This is a genomic window from Ornithinibacillus gellani, assembly GCF_003730295.1.
Taxonomy (GTDB): Bacteria; Bacillota; Bacilli; order Bacillales; family Amphibacillaceae; genus Ornithinibacillus_A; species Ornithinibacillus_A gellani.
The window spans coordinates 95,008-116,706 of the sequence record NZ_QTSZ01000004.1 but is presented as its reverse complement, the minus strand read 5'-3'; the positions used below and the strand labels follow the sequence as shown (position 1 = coordinate 116,706).

Annotated in this window: 25 protein-coding genes and 1 pseudogene; 11 read left to right on the top strand and 15 right to left on the bottom strand. The window is 35.1% G+C overall.

Annotated elements, in window-relative coordinates; all coding sequences use genetic code 11:
• Positions 1 to 24: 24 nt before the first annotated feature.
• Together hemE and DX933_RS00585 are read right to left on the bottom strand one after the other, a co-directional pair.
• Positions 25 to 1,059, bottom strand: a complete 1,035-nt coding sequence (gene hemE, locus DX933_RS00590) for a uroporphyrinogen decarboxylase (protein WP_123314538.1) — start codon at positions 1,057 to 1,059, stop codon at positions 25 to 27.
• Positions 1,060 to 1,162: 103 nt separating this feature from the next.
• On the bottom strand, positions 1,163 to 3,325 hold the full coding sequence (locus DX933_RS00585; protein WP_123314537.1) for a transglycosylase domain-containing protein: 2,163 nt from the start codon (positions 3,323 to 3,325) through the stop codon (positions 1,163 to 1,165).
• Between the two features lie 467 nt (positions 3,326 to 3,792).
• On the opposite strand from DX933_RS00585, the pseudogene DX933_RS00580 reads away from it, so the two are divergent.
• From DX933_RS00580 to arsC, 9 genes and pseudogenes are all read left to right on the top strand, one after another.
• Positions 3,793 to 3,963 (top strand): annotated as a pseudogene (locus DX933_RS00580) (helix-turn-helix domain-containing protein); the annotation flags it as partial.
• Positions 3,964 to 4,234: 271 nt separating this feature from the next.
• Complete coding sequence (locus DX933_RS00575) at positions 4,235 to 4,543, top strand: ArsR/SmtB family transcription factor (RefSeq protein ID WP_123314535.1); 309 nt, start codon at positions 4,235 to 4,237, stop codon at positions 4,541 to 4,543.
• A 175-nt stretch (positions 4,544 to 4,718) separates the two neighbouring features.
• Positions 4,719 to 5,027: an ArsR/SmtB family transcription factor gene (locus DX933_RS00570; RefSeq protein ID WP_123314534.1), complete on the top strand. Its 309-nt coding sequence runs from the start codon at positions 4,719 to 4,721 to the stop codon at positions 5,025 to 5,027.
• A gap of 57 nt (positions 5,028 to 5,084) precedes the next feature.
• Positions 5,085 to 5,969, top strand: a complete 885-nt coding sequence (locus DX933_RS00565) for a permease (RefSeq protein WP_190279365.1) — start codon at positions 5,085 to 5,087, stop codon at positions 5,967 to 5,969.
• Between the two features lie 15 nt (positions 5,970 to 5,984).
• Complete coding sequence (locus tag DX933_RS18300) at positions 5,985 to 6,140, top strand: hypothetical protein (RefSeq protein ID WP_190279360.1); 156 nt, start codon at positions 5,985 to 5,987, stop codon at positions 6,138 to 6,140.
• 31 nt (positions 6,141 to 6,171) lie between these two features.
• Positions 6,172 to 6,372, top strand: coding sequence for a hypothetical protein (locus DX933_RS00560; protein WP_123314532.1), 201 nt, complete (start codon positions 6,172 to 6,174; stop codon positions 6,370 to 6,372).
• Between the two features lie 162 nt (positions 6,373 to 6,534).
• Entirely contained in the window at positions 6,535 to 6,882 is a 348-nt protein-coding gene (locus tag DX933_RS00555) for an ArsR/SmtB family transcription factor (RefSeq protein ID WP_123314531.1), read from the top strand.
• A 15-nt stretch (positions 6,883 to 6,897) separates the two neighbouring features.
• Positions 6,898 to 8,196 (top strand): arsenic transporter, encoded by a 1,299-nt coding sequence (locus DX933_RS00550; RefSeq protein WP_123314530.1) that lies wholly within the window; start codon positions 6,898 to 6,900, stop codon positions 8,194 to 8,196.
• Positions 8,197 to 8,221: 25 nt separating this feature from the next.
• Complete coding sequence (arsC, locus tag DX933_RS00545) at positions 8,222 to 8,641, top strand: arsenate reductase (thioredoxin) (protein WP_123314529.1); 420 nt, start codon at positions 8,222 to 8,224, stop codon at positions 8,639 to 8,641.
• Positions 8,642 to 8,697: 56 nt separating this feature from the next.
• Here the strand turns inward: arsC and DX933_RS00540 are convergent, their stop codons facing one another.
• The 7 genes from DX933_RS00540 to DX933_RS00515 form a co-directional block, all read right to left on the bottom strand.
• Complete coding sequence (locus DX933_RS00540) at positions 8,698 to 9,951, bottom strand: NAD(P)-binding domain-containing protein (protein ID WP_123314528.1); 1,254 nt, start codon at positions 9,949 to 9,951, stop codon at positions 8,698 to 8,700.
• A 134-nt stretch (positions 9,952 to 10,085) separates the two neighbouring features.
• Positions 10,086 to 10,241 (bottom strand): hypothetical protein, encoded by a 156-nt coding sequence (locus DX933_RS18295; protein ID WP_190279359.1) that lies wholly within the window; start codon positions 10,239 to 10,241, stop codon positions 10,086 to 10,088.
• 13 nt (positions 10,242 to 10,254) lie between these two features.
• Positions 10,255 to 11,127, bottom strand: coding sequence for a permease (locus DX933_RS00535; protein WP_123314527.1), 873 nt, complete (start codon positions 11,125 to 11,127; stop codon positions 10,255 to 10,257).
• A 52-nt stretch (positions 11,128 to 11,179) separates the two neighbouring features.
• Complete coding sequence (locus DX933_RS00530; RefSeq protein WP_123314526.1) at positions 11,180 to 11,494, bottom strand: ArsR/SmtB family transcription factor; 315 nt, start codon at positions 11,492 to 11,494, stop codon at positions 11,180 to 11,182.
• A gap of 902 nt (positions 11,495 to 12,396) precedes the next feature.
• Positions 12,397 to 12,780 carry a DUF6262 family protein gene (locus DX933_RS00525; protein ID WP_123314525.1) on the bottom strand — a complete coding sequence of 128 codons (384 nt, stop codon included), beginning with the start codon at positions 12,778 to 12,780 and terminating at the stop codon, positions 12,397 to 12,399.
• Positions 12,770 to 14,794, bottom strand: coding sequence for a tyrosine-type recombinase/integrase (locus DX933_RS00520; RefSeq protein WP_123314524.1), 2,025 nt, complete (start codon positions 14,792 to 14,794; stop codon positions 12,770 to 12,772). The genes DX933_RS00525 and DX933_RS00520 overlap by 11 nt, the downstream gene beginning before the upstream one ends.
• On the bottom strand, positions 14,791 to 15,858 hold the full coding sequence (locus DX933_RS00515; protein ID WP_123314523.1) for a tyrosine-type recombinase/integrase: 1,068 nt from the start codon (positions 15,856 to 15,858) through the stop codon (positions 14,791 to 14,793). The genes DX933_RS00520 and DX933_RS00515 overlap by 4 nt, the downstream gene beginning before the upstream one ends.
• A 250-nt stretch (positions 15,859 to 16,108) precedes the next feature.
• On the opposite strand from DX933_RS00515, the gene DX933_RS00510 reads away from it, so the two are divergent.
• Complete coding sequence (locus DX933_RS00510) at positions 16,109 to 16,615, top strand: antibiotic biosynthesis monooxygenase family protein (RefSeq protein WP_223805827.1); 507 nt, start codon at positions 16,109 to 16,111, stop codon at positions 16,613 to 16,615.
• 79 nt (positions 16,616 to 16,694) lie between these two features.
• Here DX933_RS00510 and DX933_RS00505 read toward each other — a convergent pair whose 3' ends face one another.
• The 6 genes from DX933_RS00505 to DX933_RS00480 all read right to left on the bottom strand — a co-directional run bounded on the left by DX933_RS00505 (position 16,695) and on the right by DX933_RS00480 (position 21,000).
• Positions 16,695 to 17,171, bottom strand: a complete 477-nt coding sequence (locus DX933_RS00505) for a thioredoxin family protein (RefSeq protein WP_123314522.1) — start codon at positions 17,169 to 17,171, stop codon at positions 16,695 to 16,697.
• Position 17,172: 1 nt separating this feature from the next.
• Entirely contained in the window at positions 17,173 to 17,604 is a 432-nt protein-coding gene (locus DX933_RS00500; protein ID WP_123314521.1) for a disulfide oxidoreductase, read from the bottom strand.
• 169 nt (positions 17,605 to 17,773) lie between these two features.
• Positions 17,774 to 18,403 (bottom strand): response regulator, encoded by a 630-nt coding sequence (locus DX933_RS00495; protein WP_123314520.1) that lies wholly within the window; start codon positions 18,401 to 18,403, stop codon positions 17,774 to 17,776.
• Entirely contained in the window at positions 18,400 to 19,470 is a 1,071-nt protein-coding gene (locus DX933_RS00490) for a sensor histidine kinase (RefSeq protein WP_123314519.1), read from the bottom strand. The genes DX933_RS00495 and DX933_RS00490 overlap by 4 nt, the downstream gene beginning before the upstream one ends.
• A gap of 8 nt (positions 19,471 to 19,478) precedes the next feature.
• Positions 19,479 to 20,246, bottom strand: coding sequence for a cell wall-active antibiotics response protein LiaF (gene liaF / locus DX933_RS00485; RefSeq protein ID WP_123314518.1), 768 nt, complete (start codon positions 20,244 to 20,246; stop codon positions 19,479 to 19,481).
• A 112-nt stretch (positions 20,247 to 20,358) separates the two neighbouring features.
• Positions 20,359 to 21,000, bottom strand: coding sequence for a phosphatase PAP2 family protein (locus DX933_RS00480; protein WP_123314517.1), 642 nt, complete (start codon positions 20,998 to 21,000; stop codon positions 20,359 to 20,361).
• A 105-nt stretch (positions 21,001 to 21,105) separates the two neighbouring features.
• Between DX933_RS00480 and DX933_RS00475 the strand changes: the two genes are divergently transcribed.
• Positions 21,106 to 21,543, top strand: a complete 438-nt coding sequence (locus tag DX933_RS00475; protein WP_123314516.1) for a ferritin-like domain-containing protein — start codon at positions 21,106 to 21,108, stop codon at positions 21,541 to 21,543.
• Positions 21,544 to 21,699: the final 156 nt, after the last annotated feature.

Sequence of the window (21,699 nt, the reverse complement as noted above, 5' to 3'; positions counted from 1 at the left end):
TTTCAGCACCTCGTTTACTAGATTTTATCGTTTCGAATAGGCATGAATCCATGCTGTCAATTTCTTCAATGTATCTTGTGTGACATCTGGTGTAACACCGTGCCCAAGGTTAAATACATGTCTGCCATCTTGCATTCCTTCATCCAAAATACTACGCGTTCTGCTTTCAATGGTGTCCCAATCTGCTAGTAAAATAGCTGGGTCTAAATTCCCTTGCAGCACTTTAGTAACCCCCATGCTTCTTGCCTCTTTAATGGAAGTTCGCCAATCTAATCCAATCACATCAACAGGCAAATCATTCCATTCTTTTAATAAATGACGTGCACCAATTCCAAATAATATAATCGGTACATTTTCTGCCTGAATCTCATTACAAATGCGTGTCATGGTCGGCTTAATATAAACACGATAATCTGCTGCATTTAACGCTCCAACCCATGAATCAAATATTTGAATCGCTTTGACGCCTGCTTTCACTTGGGCGCGAACATACGTAATAATCATATCAGCCAATACGTCCATCAGCAAAAACCACATTTTGGGATTTTCATACATCAATGCTTTTGTTTTTCCGTAATTTTTTGACGGTCCACCTTCAATCATATAGCTAGCCAATGTAAATGGAGCTCCGCTAAAGCCGATTAACGGCACATCCAACTGCTCTTCTGTTAACAAGCGTATCGTATCCAAAACATACGGAATATCTTCCTCAGGTTCTAGCTTTCCAAGCTTTTCCACATCTTGAAGCGTACGAATTGGTTGGTCAATTACCGGACCAATTCCTGCTTTTATTTCCACATCCACCCCAATCGCTGGAAGTGGTGTCATAATATCCTTATACAAAATAGCTGCATCCACACCATATTGCTCTACTGGCAAACGTGTCACGTATGCACATAGCTCTGGTTGATGTGTGATTTCAAATAAAGAATACTTTTTTTTGATCTCCAAATATTCTTTTTGGGATCTTCCAGCTTGCCGCATAAACCAAGCAGGGGTATAGCTTGTCTTTTTCCCCCGGTATGCAGAAAGTATCGTTTCATTGATTTTTTTAGGCATTCCATTCACCCTTTTATTTGACTATTTTATTCGTCCCTAATTATTCACTATATCGATTATGCTAATATGTGTATAGTATATAGATACCTTTGTCATGAGATTGTCACAACGTTGGTTGAATTGACGCTGACCGCTCTCCTTCCATCCCTGTTAATGGATCGAATGGCACAATGTAATAGATGCTATCTTGAAATGGATTGGTACCATTAATTGTGTAGAACGTTTCTCCCTTCACTTCGCCAATTCTTTTATCCAAACCATCTTGTTCCTTGTAAATATGGTAAATAATTCTTTCATCATTACTTCCCTGCCAGCTTAACTTCGCTTGCAAACCACCAAAAGTTAGTTTGCCTTGTACATCGGAAATAACAGGCAGGACAATAGGATTTGGAATATCCTCCACACCTCGAGGTTTTTCAAATGTTTGGGCCAATGGATATAACTGGTCCACCTCTGTTAACAGCTGCTTAGCAAGTTCAGTCGGGTAGCTGCTTCCTCCTGTTACAAAATGTTCCTTGCTGACACGATCATAACCCATCCAAATAGAAATGGCATATTCAGGAGTAAATCCTGAAAACCAAATATCATTATTTTTTCCAGCAACAAATGGATGCTGGGTAGTACCTGTTTTTCCAGCTAATGCATTTGAATAGCTACCAGCACTGGCCGTACCTTTCTCAGCAGTCTGTTCAAGCATTTTTGTCAGATTCCAAGAAACCTGCTTGCTGAAAATATCGTCTTCTTTTAAATTCGCCTCATGCTTCAACTGTCCGTCTCTGTCATAAATCTTCCCAATGGTGTGTGATTCAACCAAACTTCCACCATTAGCAATCATCCCATAGGCATCGACAAGCTGTGCAGGAGTAACGCCATATTCAAGTCCACCTAATGCGATGGATAATCCTTCATCAGGGATATCCATTCCCATCTGTTTTAAATATCCCTTCGCGTAACGGATCCCAATTTGATCCAAAAGCCAGACGGCAGACGTGTTTTTAGATTGCATTAATGCAGTAAACATGGATACATTTCCTGCATATTGATTATCCGCATTTTTCACAGCATACTTTCCCTGCTCCAGGAAATAATCAGGCAGCAAAGAATAGGGTTGATATTTGTCTGACATCAAGGCCGGTCCATAGACTGCAATCGGTTTAAAGGTGGAACCAGGCTGTCTATTTACCTGAACGCGATTCAAATCACCTAATTGATATTCTCTTCCACCTAGAGCAGCAATAATTTTTCCGCTTTTGGGCTCCTTCATAACAAAAGCGCCTTCCATATCAGGAGTACTACCTGGGAAATACGCATCCTTCTGGAATAGCTCATATGCAATCTTTTGTACATCTTCATTTAAGTGCACAACGATGCGATATCCGCCACGTCTTAATTCATTCATGGATAGCTTATAACGTTCAGCCGCTTCTTTGGCTGCAAGATCAATGTAACTCGCAAGCCATGGACGGTCCTTCTTCTCTTTTACATTTAAGCCAAGCGTCTTCCCCTGTTCTTGTAAACGTTCTGCTGTGTCCAATACTCCAGCAGACTCCATTGCACGGAGCACGATATTGCGGCGCTCCAATGCACGTTCAGGATGATTTATTGGAGAGTAATTGTTTGGTGATTTACCAAGACCCGCTAACAGGGCACCTTCTGAAACAGTTAAATCCTGAACCGATTTACTGAAATATTTTTCAGATGCCGCTTCTATCCCATATACACCATGCCCAAAATAGATACTATTTAAATATAGTTCTAATATGTTGTCCTTCGAATATTCTTTTTCTAAATAAATTGCCGCCATGATTTCTTTCGTTTTTCGTAACCACGTTTTATCCTGTGATAAAAATAAGTTTTTTGCCACCTGTTGCGTAATTGTACTAGCCCCTTCTACCTTTCCTCCTGCCAATATATCACGATAAACAGCTCTGGCAACAGACTTAAAATCGACACCCGCATGCTTATGGAAACGTCTATCCTCAATAGCGATAAATGCCTGCTGAACATGTTTAGGAACTGTTTTTATTTCCACAGGCAGTCGATATTCATGATACAAGCTGCCAATTTCTTCTCCATCTTCTGTTTCAAAAACAGTTGCTGCATCCAATACCAATGCCGCTTCATCAACAACGTGCTTTCCGCCAAATAAAATAACCCCGTACCCTGCTAAAGCTAACAAGAAAACCATCGCAATCATCACTAGGGCGGTTTTTAATTTAAAGGGTGGTGGAAACCATCGTATAAACGCATCTATTTTATCTTTCATAACAAGTCATCTCCCACGCTGCATTCCATCCGCTTGCAGCTTATCAAAATCACATCTGTATTTCACTTATTATACGACACAATTCGCCAATGAACAAAAGCACATGGACAAGATAGCTTATCTGCCAGGTTTCTTTCTTTTACCAGCTTTATCAGCATCCTATTTCTTCATCCGGCGAACCTATTTTAAAAATTTTTAAGCTGTTTTAATCCGTTTCTATTTTCATCAATACACGCATAATACTCCTGAAATCAAGAGTATATTAAAAACTTTTCTTATTTGATAGTATACAATTCATTGAATACATATATTTAACGATAGGAAATATAATGGTCTAAGATTTAGTATTTTCGTGTTGCTCAAGTACTCTTTTTCCAGAATTCAAGATTTTTTGATATTCTGGATAAGGAATCAACTTATTTATTAATTCTATTTTACCAAGACTTATATAGGTTTTTTTCAAATTCAAGTTTTCACAGGAAGAGTTAGCCCATATTTGTGGTTTAGATCGCACGTATATCAGTCTAATGGAAAGAGGAAAGAGAAAGCCGACAATCAATACTATTTTTGTATTGGCTTCAGGCTTGAATGTATTACCTAGTTCACTTATAGTGGCAACTGAAGACTTTTTGAGTTAAGCAGTTTATAATTAAAAATGGTTGGTTATAATCCAGATTCGATTCCGACAAGAGCGTCTTTGTTGTGATGAGTTGAAATAAAAGGTAATAAAGTTATGACGTTCATCAGGGAATTTATGAGCTCAGTGGACGTCTTTACTAGCTTTAATCAAATGAACCGATATCAAAAAAAGTCTTGATTGAAAGCCGAAACTTATTGGTTGATATCTTATACGACTTAGTATATTGTAATACATATCAAGAATATTTGATTTGAGGAGGAGAAATAGTTATGGTAAAACAGACGGCTGTTTGTGATACAACTTTACTTGACTATGAGAAGAATTTTAAAGCTTTATCGGATCAGAAGAGACTTCATATTTTGCGCATTCTAGCTACAGAAGGAAGAACTTGTGTATGTGATTTGAGCGAATTACTAGCGTTACCTCAATCTAAATTGTCCTATCACCTAAAAATATTATTAGATGTAAACTTCATTTCTGTTGAGAAAGAAGGGAAATGGAATTATTATTCGGCAAACTCTGATGAAATCAAGAAAATTTTATCGCCGGATCTTTGTTGTCTATTTTATCCTGAATAAGGATATTTTTTCACACATTGCATCAAGAAAAATTGATGTGAGTAATCAGAAAGGATGATTTATTTGGATATACTGGAACTTAATAGTAAGTTGAAAATGGTGGGTTGACATTTTTTATAACTTAGAATATGATACTACACATCAAGAATATTTGATGCGAGGAGGAGAAATAGCTATGGCAAAACAGATGGGCATTTGTGATACCACTTTATTCGATCATGAGAAGAGTTTTAAAGCGTTATCGGATCAGAAGAGACTTCATATTTTGCGCATTTTGGCTACAAAAGGAAGAACATTCGTTTGTGACTTAGGTGAATTACTAGGGTTACCTCAATCAAAATTATCCTATCATCTAAAAATATTACTAGATATGAACTTCATTTCTGTTGAGAAAGAAGGAAAATGGAATTATTATTCGGCAAATTCCAATGAAATAAAGAAAGTTTTATCTTCGGATCTTTGTTGTTTATTTTATCCTGAATAAGGATAATTTTTTACACATCAAATCAAAAAAAATTGATGTGAGTAATTGAAAAGGATGATTTATATGGATATTATAGGATTTATCAAAAATTTCCTAGTGATGTTTGTTGAATTAGCAGCGTTATTTCTTGTGATTAGTTTCCTTGTGAGCTTGCTTCAACAAGTTGTTACGGAGGAAAGAATCAAAAGTGTTTTAGAAAAAGGGAATAAAGCGACAGGATATCTCTCTGGAACTTTCTTAGGTGCACTTACGCCATTTTGCTCCTGCTCAACCGTTCCAATTTTGGCAGGGTTATTAAGTTCAGGGGCTCCATTTGGTCCATCTATTTCTTTTTTAATCGCATCACCTTTATTAAACCCAATTATCGTGGTTTTATTGTGGAAGCTATTAGGCTTAAAATTGACTGTGTTTTACGTTGTCAGTATGTTTATTTTTGCGGTGCTAGCAGGTGTCCTATTTAATGCATTAGGATTGGAGAAACATCTGAAAAATGTACAAATTCGACGCAAACAAAATGAAAATGGAGAGCCAGAATCAAAATGGATTCTCGCTTTAAAAGATGCATGGAACTTCTTTTACCCGGTTTTACCCTACTTGCTCATCGGTGTCCTCATTGGTGCCGTTATTCATGATTTCATTCCTGCTGAGTTTATAACAGCAATTGCAGGGAATGATAATCCGTTTGCAATCCCTGTGGCTGCTGTAATAGGAATTCCAATGTATATTCGGGTTGAAACGATGATTCCTATATCGGAAGCATTGGTAGCTAAAGGAATGAGTATGGGGGCTGTGATTGCACTGATAATTGGAGGTGCAGGGGCGAGTCTTCCTGAAGTTCTACTGTTAAACAAATTATTTAAGCCGAGATTATTAGCAGCCTTTATTATTGCGATTTTCATCGGTGCTGTCACAACAGGATACATTCTGTACTTTATATTTTAAGGAGGTGAAAGAAGAATGAAAAAGGAATCGTTATTTAAAAAGATCTTTTCATCAAAGCAAGATTGTTGTTCAGTCGAAATTGAAGAGGTTGAAGAGCAAGATGAAAAGGTTACTGATAAAGGTACGGCAAGTAAAAGTGAGTCTTCATGTTGTTCCACTGAAAAGAAGTAATCAAAAATTATAACTTTAAAAGGTGACAGTAATGATCATTAATCGTGCAGGTGTACTAAGTGATGCCTACTTTAAATCCTACTTCAAGCTAATACTAGCGTCTCGAACGTCCGATTTAGACGAAGCTAAAAAAATTGTTTTTCAACTCTTATTTAACAATGATTCACGCCAATTAGGTAGTGAATCATATCAAAAGTTTTTACAAGCGTATAATGATTTAGCGAATAAGTAATATTGAGGAATTATGTTCCTCAAAATGAGGTGCTTAGCTCTAAACGATTTGGAATCGTTTAGAATTAAGCACCTTAATTAATTTTTCATCCCAAAAATGATTAACGCACTTGCGTATATAAGCATATGGTTATATACTGATGACGAAGAGGAGGGATGATACATGAATACAACAGTAACGATTGATCTGCAACGAGCATCACAGCTGTTAAAGTTGCTTGGAGATCCAACACGTTTGACGATGATGAAGTTACTCAAGTCACATGAATGTTGTGTTTGTGAATTTGTTGAGATTTTTAAAATGAGTCAGCCGGCGATTAGCCAGCATTTGCGTAAACTTAGAGATATTGAGTTGGTTAAAGAAGAACGCAGAGGCCAATGGATTTTCTTTTCGATTAATGAACATCATGAAGATTATCCGTTTATTAAAAGTATCCTTGAACATCTCCCGGATCAGAATGAATCAATCGCTGAACTGGAGGCACAAGGGCTTCGAGTTTGTTGTCAGTAAGGAGGAGAATGCAAGTTGGCTTCAATTATTACCGCATCATTGATCTTCGTAATCACACTGATTTTTGTCATTTGGCAGCCTAAAAAATTATCAATTGGGTGGTCTGCCTGTATCGGTGCAGTAGTTGCTTTATTAGTAGGGGTAGTTAATTTTCAAGACGTGATAGACGTAACGGGGATTGTATGGAATGCCACACTCGCTTTCATCGCGATTATTATTATCTCATTAATCTTAGACGAAATTGGATTTTTCGAGTGGTCTGCCCTTCATATGGCCAGATTAGCCAAGGGTAGTGGAATTCGCATGTTCGTATACGTCAGTCTTCTGGGGGCAGTAGTTGCTGCTTTGTTCGCAAATGATGGAGCTGCTCTCATACTAACGCCAATTGTACTTGCAATGGTACGAAATTTGAATTTCAATGAAAAGATGATTTTCCCATTTATTATTGCCAGTGGTTTTATAGCTGATACCACATCATTGCCATTGGTTGTGAGTAACTTAGTCAATATTGTTTCAGCAGACTTTTTCGGTATTGGCTTTGTCGAGTACGCATCTCGGATGATTGTACCTAATTTATTTGCATTAGTTGCGAGTATTTTAGTGCTGTTGTTATTCTTCCGTAAAAGTATTCCTAAAGACTATGAAGTTGCGGATTTAAAAGAACCGAAAGATGCAATTAAAGATATAAAATTGTTTCGACTAGCTTGGGTAATCTTAGGCGTATTACTCGTAGGTTATTTCTCTAGTGGGTTTACGGGATTGCCAGTATCTATTATTGCTGGAATTACAGCCATTTTCTTTATGCTTATGGCGCAAAGAAGTCCTGCTGTCCACACGAAGCAAGTAATTAAAGGGGCTCCTTGGGCAATCGTATTCTTTTCAGTTGGGATGTACGTGGTTGTTTACGGATTGCGTAATGCCGGACTGACAGGTGTTTTGGCAGAAGTCATTCAAATGGCAGCCAATCAAGGACTTTTTGTAGCGACGATTTCGATGGGCTTTATTGCAGCAATCTTATCTTCGATTATGAATAATATGCCGACCGTTATGATTAATGCGCTAGCAATATCGGAAACGAATACAACAGAACCAATTCGTGAGGCATTGATTTATGCAAATATCATCGGATCGGATTTGGGTCCTAAAATAACGCCGATTGGTTCTTTGGCCACTTTACTATGGTTGCATGTACTGTCTCAAAAAGGTGTGAAAATCTCTTGGGGTAGGTATTTTAAAATCGGTATTATCCTAACAGTGCCTACACTCCTGTTTACATTAATTGGACTATATACGTGGCTATCATTCATACAATAAAACACAAAAAAAGGGGATTTTTATTATGTCAAAAAAAACACTATACTTCTTATGCACAGGCAACTCATGCCGTAGCCAAATGGCTGAAGGTTGGGGTAAAAAATATCTTGGTGAAGAATGGCAAGTTCTGAGCGCTGGAATTGAAGCACATGGACTAAACCCTAATGCTGTAAAAGCAATGAAGGAAGTGGATGTGGATATTTCAACACAAACATCTGATCTCATTGATCGAGATGTTTTAAACAATGCAGACCTTGTTATTACGTTATGTGGTGATGCGAAAGATAGTTGTCCTATGACACCACCACATGTTACAAGATGGCATTGGGGATTCGATGACCCTGCGAAAGCAGAAGGCACAGAAGAAGAAAAGTGGAGTGTTTTTCAGAGGGTAAGAGATGAAATTGAGGAACGTATTAAAGAGTTTGCTGAAAATAATAAGTAAAAATCCGAGGGATAAAATGCCCTCGGATTTTTTATTCACAAACATCGCAAGCTTATCTATTCATTTTCATACCAAAATGATGGCAATGTTATTTTTGTTTGATGAGATGAAGTAATATCCTCTGATAAGTATGATACAACTGAACGTGCTTGTTCGTAACCAGTTGTTAAAAAAAACGTTGAAGCTCTTCCAAAACTTTTAGCTCCTATTATATAAAAGCCTTCTTCTGGCTGTCGAAGTCTTTCTTCTCCATGCGGAGGTACAATTCCTTTTTGGGGATTAATAATATCAACTAATTTCGGTGCACACTCTATTGCTGGATCCCTGTCAAAACGAATTTCCCTTAAAAATTTGAAATTAGGTCGAGATCCTGTAGTGGATATAATTTCATCTACATTTGTAATGATTTGCTCTTCTTTACCTAACTTTCCAAGTACGTTTACTTTGTTGTTTTTTTGTCGAACTTCATTTATATAAAAAGGTGTATGGACCTCTATATAACCTTTACTTACTAGCTGTTCTATGTTTTCTTCTAATTTGTATCTACCTAATATTTTATCTTTCGGAGTACTAAATGTTTCAGAAACTTCTTTTTTTCGCAACACCCATACAATCGTTGTATTTGGATTTTTTCTTTTTAGTTCACTTAAGTTTATCAATGTATTTACAGCAGAATGACCACTTCCTACAACCAACGTTTTTTTCCCAATGTAACGTTCTTCATGTTTATTTAAAACGTCAGGAATCCCATAAAATATATGTTTTGAGGATTCTTTTTCACCTCGTGCATAAATTCCACCTGCTCCTATCGGGTTTTGTTGTTGCCATGTACCAGATGCATCTATTACTGCTTTGGCAAGAAAGGATTCTCTTTTTCCGGAAGATTCCACATGAAGAATAAATGGTGTCTTATTTCTATTTGTTGACTTCCTTTTGTCTTTATTATTTCTCCCAATAGCAATAACTTCGCTTTTTAAATGAATGTGTGGTTTTAAATCAGGATGCTCTGAAAGTGGCTTTATATACTCATAAAAAATATCGCTAGCATATGGTAACCTTTTAGGAACAGGCTCGTTCCAGCCATTTTCGATTAAAAGTTTTTTTGAGGCAGGATCTATATTATATTCCCAAGGGGAAAACAAGCGAACATGACCGTAATCTAAAAAGCTTGTTCCTACCTGTTCACCAGACTCAAATAATATAAATGGTTGATTTCTACTTACTAAATGGGATGCTGCAGATAAACCGACTGGTCCACCACCTATAATAGCAACTGGCAGATTATTAATGTTATCGTTATTATAGATCATATGATTCCCTCCTAGTTGTGAAGTGAAGTATACGTTACTAAATTTATTTACATATAGATTAGTAAAAACATATATACCGTCTAAAATATTAGACGGTATATTAGAATTGCTCTTCAATAGAATGGAATTAGTTTTTATTCTGCTTTAGACGAGCAACTTAAAGATTCGTTTTTGGTCGTTTTGTCTTTATTTTGTTCCTTTTCATTGTTTTCTTCAACCTCCTCAAATTCAACAGAACAACAATCTTTATTTGAAGAGAATATTTTTTTAAATATTGATTTTTTCGTCATAGATCACACCTCCTTAAAAAATGAAGTAAAGAATATAACCTGTAACAGTAGCACCTAGAAGAATTGCAATAACAAATGCCGCCAATAAACGTGGTTTGAAGAGTTTATTTAATAATAATACTTCTGGTAGACTTGCTCCTGCACCTCCAATGATAAGTGCAATGACAGCCCCCATACTCATTCCTTTACTTACCAATGCTTCTGATATTGGAATCATCGTTTCAACCCGAATATACATTGGTATTCCTACTATAGCGGCAATAGGAATTGCAAATGGATGTTCATCTCCGGCAATGGATGTAATAAATTCCGCTGGGATAAAATCATGAATGATTGCTCCGATGAGTACCCCTATAACCAAATAAGGTAATACTGGATAGAAAAAATTCCAAGCATCTTTTAATGCAATGATCCACTTCGATTCTTTCTGTCCTACTCCATTTTGTGAACTACGTATTCTTACATTTCTTAGATGCTTTTCTAATTTTAAACCATTAAAAGTTACACCAGCCAGTACTGCGAATATAAACATTGCAATAACGTAGAAGGCGGTTAACTTAAAGCCCAACAGTTTCCACAAAAGAATAACAATAACAGGATTTAATAATGGTGAAGATATTAGAAAAGAGATAGATGGTCCAAAAGGGGCGCCAGAGCTTAATAAACCAGCCAATATAGGTATTGTCGAACAAGAACAAAAAGGAGTAAGTGCACCCAATAATGTTCCTGAAATATACCCTGTTGCTTTATTACCTTTTTGTAAAATTCCTTTTATTTTTTCTTCTGTAACAACTTGCTGTAATAAACTAACAATAAAACTAATTACGATAAATAGAGCTGTTAATTCCAAAAAAAGCAGAATAAAGTTTTTTAAGAACTCAATCATTTGATATAATTCCCTTCTTTCACATCAAAAAAATTGATTTATTAAATAAAAATTATTTATCAATAGGATATAATTTAAAATAAAGATCTTCTGATAAAATCTCTTTTATTTCTTTCGGATTCGCAGAATAGTAATTCCACTTCCCTTCTTTTTCGACTGAAATAAAATCTGCATCTAATAATATTTTAAGGTGGTAAGATAATCTTGATTGACTTAACTCTAATAGCTCGCTAAGATCACAGACACATGTTTCTCCATTTTTTGATAGTATATTTAAAATGTCAAGTCTATATTCATCAGAAAGAGCTTTAAATTTTTCTTGATAATTAAGTAGGTTATTCGCACATATATCGATTTGTGTTTTCATGCTGTTTTCCTCCCATCGAATTATTTTGATATGTCTTGGTTTTATATTACGCTTTTAAAAAAGACGTGTCAATGAAAATGAGTATGATTAGATATGTTCGAAAATTTTCATGACAAGGGATTGAATTAATTCTAAAGCACATCATTTTGCCAAGAATGTTTATTTCAATCCCAAATTGAGGACTTTTTAAAGTCGTTTGATCTTAGCGTTGAATACAAAGAAATAACAATTTATTTTTCAAATACATATATTTGGGATGATTCTGCTGTGAGTATATTAGATAAAGTCGTAAGCAAATATCGTGAAAAAGACAATGAGAAAAGAAATATATTAAAAATATTATTGACTGTAGACGAATCAGGGAACTCTTTGTGAGTAATCGATGAAGCAATAAAGATTGCATCTCTAATTCCAGAATATAAAAATTCTGGAATTTATGTTACTGATTTTGAAAAGGCTAAAAATGAAATTCTTCATTTACAAGGAAAAGCAGAGTTAGAATATTCTCGACGTAAAAAACTTGCTCCTGTTGATAAAAAACAAAAGAAAAAATATAGTTTATGGGGTTAAAATATTACGTTGCTATCCTAGTCCTACAATTATTGAACATGCGAATAATGAAAATATAGGTATGGTTGTAATAGGCAGCTGGGATCTCAATACGTTACAAAAACAGGAATCAGGCTTTTTATGTTTCATCTTTGCATCATAAAAAGAAAGGAAATACCCAAATACTCCAATAATAATAAGATATATTACCCTCAAAATAGTTATTTTTTCTGGTTTTTATTTTGAAAGTATCTCAATTTTGGGTGACGGATGACTTTTTGGTAATAATTAAACTGAGAATACTTTAACTTCAAAGTTGAGATTAAAATAGACAAAAAAGCTCACTACAACAATCACAAATTTTTATAGAAGTCGTTATACTTACTTGCTAGAGCTTCTTTTAGGTCTTTGTTTTCTTTTACTAACCGTTCAATTTTAAATTTTAAAGATTCAATTATGATATCTTTGGATTTATCCGATGTATTTGGTTTATGATTGACTACACTTTTTAATTTGGATTGCTCGTTTCTAAGCATATCTATTTTTTTTCGAATCCCATCATTTTTATATAGGAAGGACTTGGAGATTTTACTTTCTTTCGATACTGTATTGTAATTGATTACTTTTTTCTCTTTAATCATTTTTTTAATAGTCTCGAACACCTTTTTTTCTGTATCATAAGACTTTTGCTTAGCTAAAGCGATAATTTTAGATGTATTTGGTTTTTTATTGGCCACTCTTTACTCTTTCCTCTCCCACGTATTCACGTCTTTCTTTAGGTATACCACTTACATTTTCATGTTCAGTAATTTCATTTAAAACCTTTCTATAGCTTTCAATTTTTTTATTAGCAAACTCTAACGATCGTACATGTCCATTTTTTTCATAAATTTTTATATCTTTTTCTAAAGCAGCTATTTGAGATTTGTAGTAATCACCAAAGGAACTGTCTACATGAAAGCTTCTACAATTGTTTGCAATACATGGTGGTTCTATGACTTTTTCTGCGTAATCACATTTCATTTTTGTACTCTTAATACACATTCCATGATCCATTCGTATTGAATCATAATTATGTCTAACCCACTCTAGTTCTAAATCATTTTCTAAAGCTTGTTCATCGATATTAGATTTGATTAGAGCGCCTTCTATATCAAATCTGACTCCACCTTTACTTTTCGCTTTAAAATAAGCATCCTTTAAGGTTTGGTCATGTATCTTCGCATAAGCTAATGTCATTTCAGGTGAAGCATGAGCCATTAATCTTTGCACGTGTACGATACTCATACCATTGTTAATTAGTGTTACACCATACCTATGCCTAAAAGCATGATTTTTAAATCTATAGATTTCACCATTGACATCCCTTATATTCACTTTTTTAGCAAAGTTATTTAAAACAGTAGAAAGCGTTGCCGTAGTTTGTGGTTTACCTTTTCGTGGACCTCGGTAAGAAACAAAAAGATAGTTATCTGGATTATTTTCAGAAGTTGATTTTTGCTTACAGATTTCTTGTTGAGCTATAACAACTTTAGCTAATTCTACCGAGATCGGAACTTTATGATCTTTATAGTTTACTTTCCTTTGATCACCAACTAACCAATAATCACCTTTATTATCTTTTTCTAAACAATTAATCTTTAATCCTAGTACGTCAGTACCTCTAAACCCTGTACCTTCCATAATTAAGATAATGGGTATATACCTGTCACCAATTAAATGAATATTTTCAACGACTTGGTCCCATATATAGTCTGGAATATACTTGGGGTTGTCGTAGCTCTGACTTTTAGTTCGACGGGGATTATCATTTGGTAGAAATAAAGCTTCGATATGCTCAATTGGTGCATCTTTCCAGTTGAAAATTTTCAAGTCTGTCAGGAATTTTCTTACTATTGTTAGATTGCTACTTACATAAACATTGGTAGCCATTATTTTCTCACGAGTTTTCTTGTTTAATATTTTTTTGTTCTTTATATATTGTAAATAACTTACTAAATGTTTACGGTCAATATCTTTTAATTGTAACTTTGGATAGTTATTATTTAAGAAATTCACAAATAAGGTAATTTCGCGAACGTATCGGATTCCAATTGAAAAACTTAAGTTTTTCAATTCTACAATTCGAGTATATAGATATTTTTTCACTAACTCTTTGTGTACTTGATTTACTTTTGTAAATTTTATTTTTTTTGTACCTGTATTAGTATAGTTCAATTCTATAGGTAATTTCTTTCCATCCCAGATATCTTTTTCATACTCAGGTGTCAGATCAAAGACGTCATATATATAATCATAAAATATACTCATTAATGAAACTACTGCTGTCACATGCATACTGTTTGTTTTCTTATTAATTCTTTTAACTTTTATACCAGCATCAATTAAGTAGTTTGTATATTTTAACATTAATTCTTCTTTAGGAATGTCCAACACCGTTTTTATATAGGGATATCTTGTATCCATAAATCTAAGCATCCGTCTTAAGTGATGTCCTTTTCCTTCGAATATAGTAATAACAGAATATAAACTATCTTTCAGGTTTTTTCCGAAATAATATTTAATCTCATTCTTTATATAATTATTTTTACATATAGTAAAGTCAAGTGTATTTCTGTACTTATTCACTGGTCTGCTGGATTCTTTTGCTACCTTCAAGTTATCGCTATTCCAAACATCCGGTCTAAAACATAAATTATGGTCAAAAAAATCTTCAATAATATTTTGTATTCTGACAGTTTCAGGATTCATCTTATATAGCTCCTTTCTCTATGTAACATTACCTTGTTGTATTCATCTCTTATAGATTCTTCTGAAGGATGGATATACATGTTCATGGTTGTTTGAACGTCCTTATGCCCCAATAATGCTTTAATTATTGATATTTCAACTCCTTTTTCGTGAAGTTCAGTAGCCAAGGTATGCCGAAACATATGAGGAGTAACTTTGAATTTTAGTTTTGTGGATAAATCTCTAAAAAATGCATCTATAGTTTCATAATCACAAACCTGACCTTTGGATGATCCACTTAATTTTAAAAATAAATAATCACTATCAAAGTTGTTTTTTTCATGTACTTCATATATATAATCTTGCAATAAATTGATTGTGTCTGCGGATAGAAAAACTAATCTGTTTTCGCCTGATGATGTTTTAGATTTAGTTATCACTACTTTTTTATCAGAGAGGTCGATATCCTCAAGTTTAATGTTTAATGCCTCCGAAATTCTTATACCAGATTCATAAAGGACACTTACTAATAGCATATTTCTTATATTTAATTTGGATTGGAATATTTGGTTTAATTGCTCTTCAGATAATTTTTTATATGGTCTTTTTGTTTCTTTCAGTTTTATAGCATTTAACTTATATTTAACACTGGTCTTTGTATGCTCAAGAAAGGATTTATAAGAATGCTTCTTGTTTGAATTAGAGTAAAAGTCCAACTGGCTTTCGAGTATATCTGAATGAAATCTTTCCAAGTAATTGTAAAATCCGAAAACTGCCATAACATTGTAATTTATAGTGCTAGGTTGCCTCCTCTTTGCATTAATATTGGATTTACCTTGCAGCCACCCTATAAACTTTACTAAATCCTCCATTGAAATCTTTTTAAAGTCAATCTGATTTAATTCAATAAAGTCCCAATACAACTTCAATCTATAAGCGTAAGACTTAATGGTGTTTGATGCCAAATTTATAGTCTTCAAGAACTTCAAATACTTATTAGGATAAAGAAAGGGGACACCTTTATTGGAAGTTAGAAGATAAAGATTATCAGAGTCCTCATTTTTAAATTTAATAACTTTAGCCATACTACACTCCTTATCTCTAAATACCTTAAAGACTTTAAAATTCTTATACAGATATTTAGTGTTTTAAGTTAAAAAAATAAGTATCTATATTCTTAAGATACTTTAACTACATACGTATATCATACTCTAGATAACTCCCACACTTTTCTTGCAGGTTCATATTGGGTGTATGTATCATTAAAATGACTAATATTAAAAAAGTTCGGGTATGATTACGGTAGAGCGTGTATTTTAGAAGGGAGCGTATAACATGGGGATGAATGTTTATATGACGGGAGGCACCATTGATTTTCTCATCAAAATCAAGGAAAAGCATCCTTCTTTGGATTTTCATTTCATGACAAGTGGTGCGAATGCAGTAGCATACTATGAAAACGCAACAAAAAATGTATTTTCCTCTGGCAGGGCTTATGAAGCACTTTATACGAGTGGTTCATTACAGGATAAAGGCTTTGTAATGATGAACAATGTCCCAGTAGCTGATGATGGTCGAACTATTTTTGAGGATCGCTACCGAGACCGCAATCAAGTCATTGAGAATGTACCAGGTTTTCAAGCATTTCGTTTTCTAAGACCCAAAAAAAACAATACGTACGTCATTTTAACCCAATGGGCTACAGAACAGGATTATGAAAATTGGAAAGGGTCTCATGCTTACCAACAAATATTTCAAGATTTATCTGCTAAACCCCCTGCGTACTTCTTGGAACGACCATTTATTGCAACCTATCATATGTATTCCACAGATGAAGCATAGGCTGTTTTAGATATGACACGAAGTATATCTTAGTTCCAAAAAAATCGACTGACCTATTTGGCTAGTCGATTTTTTTATCTTATTTCACGTATTCATCAAAAAATGCGATAAATTCTTCTTTTGTCTGTTGTCCAACTAAGCGAGCCACTTCTTCTCCATCTTCAAAATGAATCAATGTTGGTGTTGCCTCAAGTCCCCACTTATTCCACTCATCTTGGAATTCCAGGACATTCATCTTTTTAACATCTATCCCCTCATCCTCAGCAGCAGGTACCAATATCGGTGTGGTTGCTCTACAGTATGAACAAGTAGGACTGTAGAAATAGACCGTCATTGCGTCTCCATCAGAAACTTTTTCATCTAGTTCATCAGGCAGAATCTGATTACCATAGTTTGGGTCATCCAATTGATCGATGGTAGCTTGATCCAACTTCTTATCCCCATATGGATTGTCATCCCGATTTGTCAGTTGATTATTTTTATAGCTGTTCAACATGTATAGACCAACGAACAACAGTACAATAATACCTAGAAAAACAAACATTTTCTTTTTCATTTTATTTCCTCCTTGATTGCTTCCACAACATCATATGTAATACGAATATCACGATAAATGCAACGCCTGCCAAAAACGGAATCGTAATAAAGCCAAAGTAATTCACATATTGTAAATTACAAGGGACAACACCACAGGCATCCCCAGCCTCCTGTAGCGCGGGAAGCTTTTGGATTAAATAATGATAGGTTGAAATGAACATACCTATTCCACTCATCAATAAGCCTGGAATGGCTATATCGACATTTTTCTTGAATAATGTAAAACCATATATCACAACAAGCGGATACATAAAAATACGCTGAACCCAGCATAATTCACAAGGCACATATCCCATTACCTCAGAATAATACAGACTACCTGCCGTAGCGATAACTGCCTGAGCCCATATTAAAAACAATAACTGTTCTTGTTTTTTCATTTCATTCGTCATCATACATCTCCTCTGTCCCATATCCCCACTACTACGTTTCTCTATTATACAAAGCTATTAATAAAATAACAAAAGGAACGCCCAGTTAATATATAAGTAGTGAAATGAACAAATCCACCAAATACATACGAGTATTGCGTTCCTTCAAATTTATTAAATTTATATGAAATTATTTTAGTAAATTGTTGCGATGCACATAAACAGCTGCCTGTGTTCGATCATTGACATCCAGCTTGGATAATATATTGCTCACATGGGTTTTTACTGTCTTAATTCCGATAAACAAATGCTCGCTAATTTCTTGATTTGTCATCCCGTTCCCAATGCATAGCAGTACTTCCAATTCTCGTTCTGTTAACTCATCATGCGGACTTTTCTGCCCTGTTCGAAAACTGGACATCATTTTACTCGCCACCTTAGGCTCAATCACATTTTCTCCTAAAGCTGCTTTCTTTATCGCTTGTACAATTTCATCTGCGGAGGACGTTTTGAGTAAATAGCTGAATGCACCTGCTTCCAATGCTGGAAAAACCTGCTCATTATCATAATAACTCGTTAAAATAATGATTTTGCAATTGGGGTAGGATTGCATAACTTGTTTCGTTGCATCAATACCAGACCCATTTTCCATCATTAAATCCATCAACACAACATCTGGTTTCTTCGCTAATATAAGCTCCGCCCCTTCATATCCACTGGAAGCTTGACCAATGACTTCTATTTCGTCATCGGTTCGTAAATAAGCGATAATTCCATTTCGTACAACCTCATGGTCATCTACAACAACAACCTTTATCATCTAGCTCCCTCCCATTTATAAGGAATCCGAATCTCAATATATGTACCTTCTTTTTGAATGGAGCGAACGGAAAAATGACCCCCAAGCTCCTCACTCCGTTCTCGCATCGTCTTTAAACCATATGAGGTCTTATTGCTTTGTTTTTGTTCTAAATCAAAGCCCACTCCATTGTCACCAATATGTACAAAAAGCTCTGTACCCCGTTTGAGGATTTGCAATTTAACGGTAGAAGCATTCGCATGCCGTAATATATTGGATAGCGCTTCCTGAATGATACGAAATACGTGTTCTTCTATTGTTTCCGGAAGATCCTCAAGGTGATCTAAGGAGACAATAAATTCTATTTGACTTTTTCTTCTTAATTCCGAAATAAGCTTCTCTACACCGCTTGCCAAGGAGTCACCGGATAAATGTACTGGGCGTAAATGAAGTAATAAAGCCCGCATTTCCGATTGGGAGTGAAGCGCTGCCCGTGCCACTTCTTCCATTTGTTGTTTAGCTAATCGAGGATCTTTTTCAATTTGTTTTACCGCTGCTTCTGACATCATCGTTAAAGCAAAAAGCTGCTGGCTCACGGCATCATGCAAATCCCGAGCCAAACGCTGACGTTCTTCTATTACAGCTGCTTTATGGGCAGATTTGGCAAAGTCTGCTTTTTCATCTGCCATCCGGCGCAGAGATGTCACCTGGTTTTTTAGTTTTTCTCCAAGTTCATTTAATTCGTTGCTTATCCGTAAAATTTCATCGTTCGCTTTAAAATAAACACGTGAATCATAATTTCCATTTGTAAATTGAATGATCTGAAGAGAAATATAATCAAGTCTTTCCTTTAAATCACCACTTGAACGAAAGCCAGCATAGAAAGATATAATGATTGCCAAAAACACATAACTAAAAATAAACACAAAAATAGCTGTTACAGTTAACCAATCCGGATGAAAAAGAACATGAATGGTTAGTAATACCGACAATAGCGTTACCGTTGTCAAAAACATCCCAAATAAATGAGAACGGATAAAAATGAAACGAATACTGCCGAACCTCGCATGAAGCTTCACTATGTGCATCCCCCTCCCTATACATAATCCACTCGAATGGAACCTGCCTTTAATTTCAATCGAAAGTCTAGTCTACGTTCCGCATTCGTATAATCATTTGTTTCAAATTCCAAGGAACGATTAATCCCATCCACTTCTTCACCAACAATTTTAATATCGCCTGCTTTCACTGATGCATGAACTCGAAACTCCACTGACTCTGGTATGATGATATGCACATCACCTGCAAGGGCGCTAATGGTAATTGGGGTCGTTGTTTCCGGTATAAATGCTTTTGTAAAGTCCAGATAGAAGTCACCCGCCATTGTGTTAAGATACATCGGCTCTACCTTCCAGTTCGGTTTGTTATATTCATAATCTCCAATGGAAAATTTGGAAACAGTCTCCTTATATTTCGCGTCTTTTATATCATCGTAGTTTTTATTCACATAGGTTTTATATCTTTTTGACCTTGATGAAAAACCAATAATGGAAAAGCCAACATAGATAATAAGGAGTGGCCATAGCTTAAAAATATCTCCAAAGACAAAATTCAATACGTCAAACCGATCGAGCATGAGTAATGAGCCAAATATAAATAAGAATGAACCACCAACCCAGCTGCCGCCCCTATAACGAAATCGGTCTGCCATCCATTTTAAACCAAAAATAATAAATAAAGCTGGATAAAAATAACCCCAAGCATTTTTAAAATTTAATGACCCCATCCCTAAATTTTCTAAGATAAGCATGGCACCAAATGTTACAAATGCAGCTGCAAGTAAATAACGCAAAAAGCTATTCATCAAACTCCTCCTCTCTTGTCCGCTTTTCATTCCCTCATTTCATTCGCTTAACCTTATTCTATCGGGTGTTCATAACTTCAGCTACCATCCCCAGCATGTTTTAAGCTCAGACTTAAGACGGATGTCGAAGTCTTTCCATAAACCGATACAGAAAGATCAAGATTAGTAATAGCATATAACCAAGCATAAAACCAGTTAGTACATCAGTCAGGTAGTGAACATTAATAAAATATCGGCTGATACCAACCATGCAAACAAGGAATGCAAATACAATTTGAACGAATAAAGCAACTTTCATATTTTTACATTTTTTAGCTAGAAAATAGGCAAGTAAGCCATAGCAAACAATAGAAGTCATTGCATGTCCAGATGGAAAGCTAAATCCAACAGCATCCAGATCAATGGAAATACTGGGACGTTCTCTTTCGACCAATAATTTGAGCCCATGATTTAGCAAATGACTTGCCAATGTACCCAATCCAAAAATAAGTCCAGGAACAATATGTCGGTAAATTATGATGAGTACGATTGCCATTATAATCGTCATCGGCAACACAAATGATTTAGAGCCTAATTTTGTAACCCAAGTGAAAAATATATAAATCGGTGTGCCATCAACCTTAGCGACTAAATTCCTTGTCCACTGATCAACTAGTGGAAGCTCGCCCTGCATGATATTCCAAATCCAGGTCGTAATGAACAACAATCCAAATATATATAAAAAAACAATGAAATAATTCCGCTTCGAGTACATTCTTATTCCTCCTTGGCTAAATCATACATGAAAATAGTTTGAAAAAAAATATACAGGGAACATTAAAGTGTAGAATAAATTATAGATAAAGGTTGGGATCAAGTTATGGATGCAAATGTAGAAAAATTGATTGAAGGATTAAATGAAGATTTATCAAACGAGTATGGAGCTGTTGTTCAATATACGTATAGTGCATCTGTCGTTTCCGGATTGTATCGCTCTGCATTAAAACCATTCTTCGAAGCAGAAATTACGGATGAATTAGGTCATGCGCTTTATCTTTCCGAAAAAATTAAGTCATTAGGTGGTACACCGACAACAAAGGTTGCTGATATACCACAAGTAACAGATGTTAAAGACTTATTAGAAGCTGCATTACAATCTGAAAAAGATACCATCAAACGTTATGAAAAGCGAATTAAACAAGCAGAAGAACTTGGTTATACAGAGCTTGTCGTAAAGCTGGAAGATTTATTATCCGATGAAACACATCATAAAGAAGAAATTGAACGTCTATTGGAAGATGCTAGATTTCAATCCTAAATACAACAACAATTTAATATAATAATGTAAACTTCAATCAGTGGGGATTTTCGCACTTCCCCCACGGATTGTTAGTTGAATGAATCAGGCCTTTACTGGCTGTGACAAATAAACCAACCCCAAATATTCCATATTAAATGAATATTTGGGGTTTTT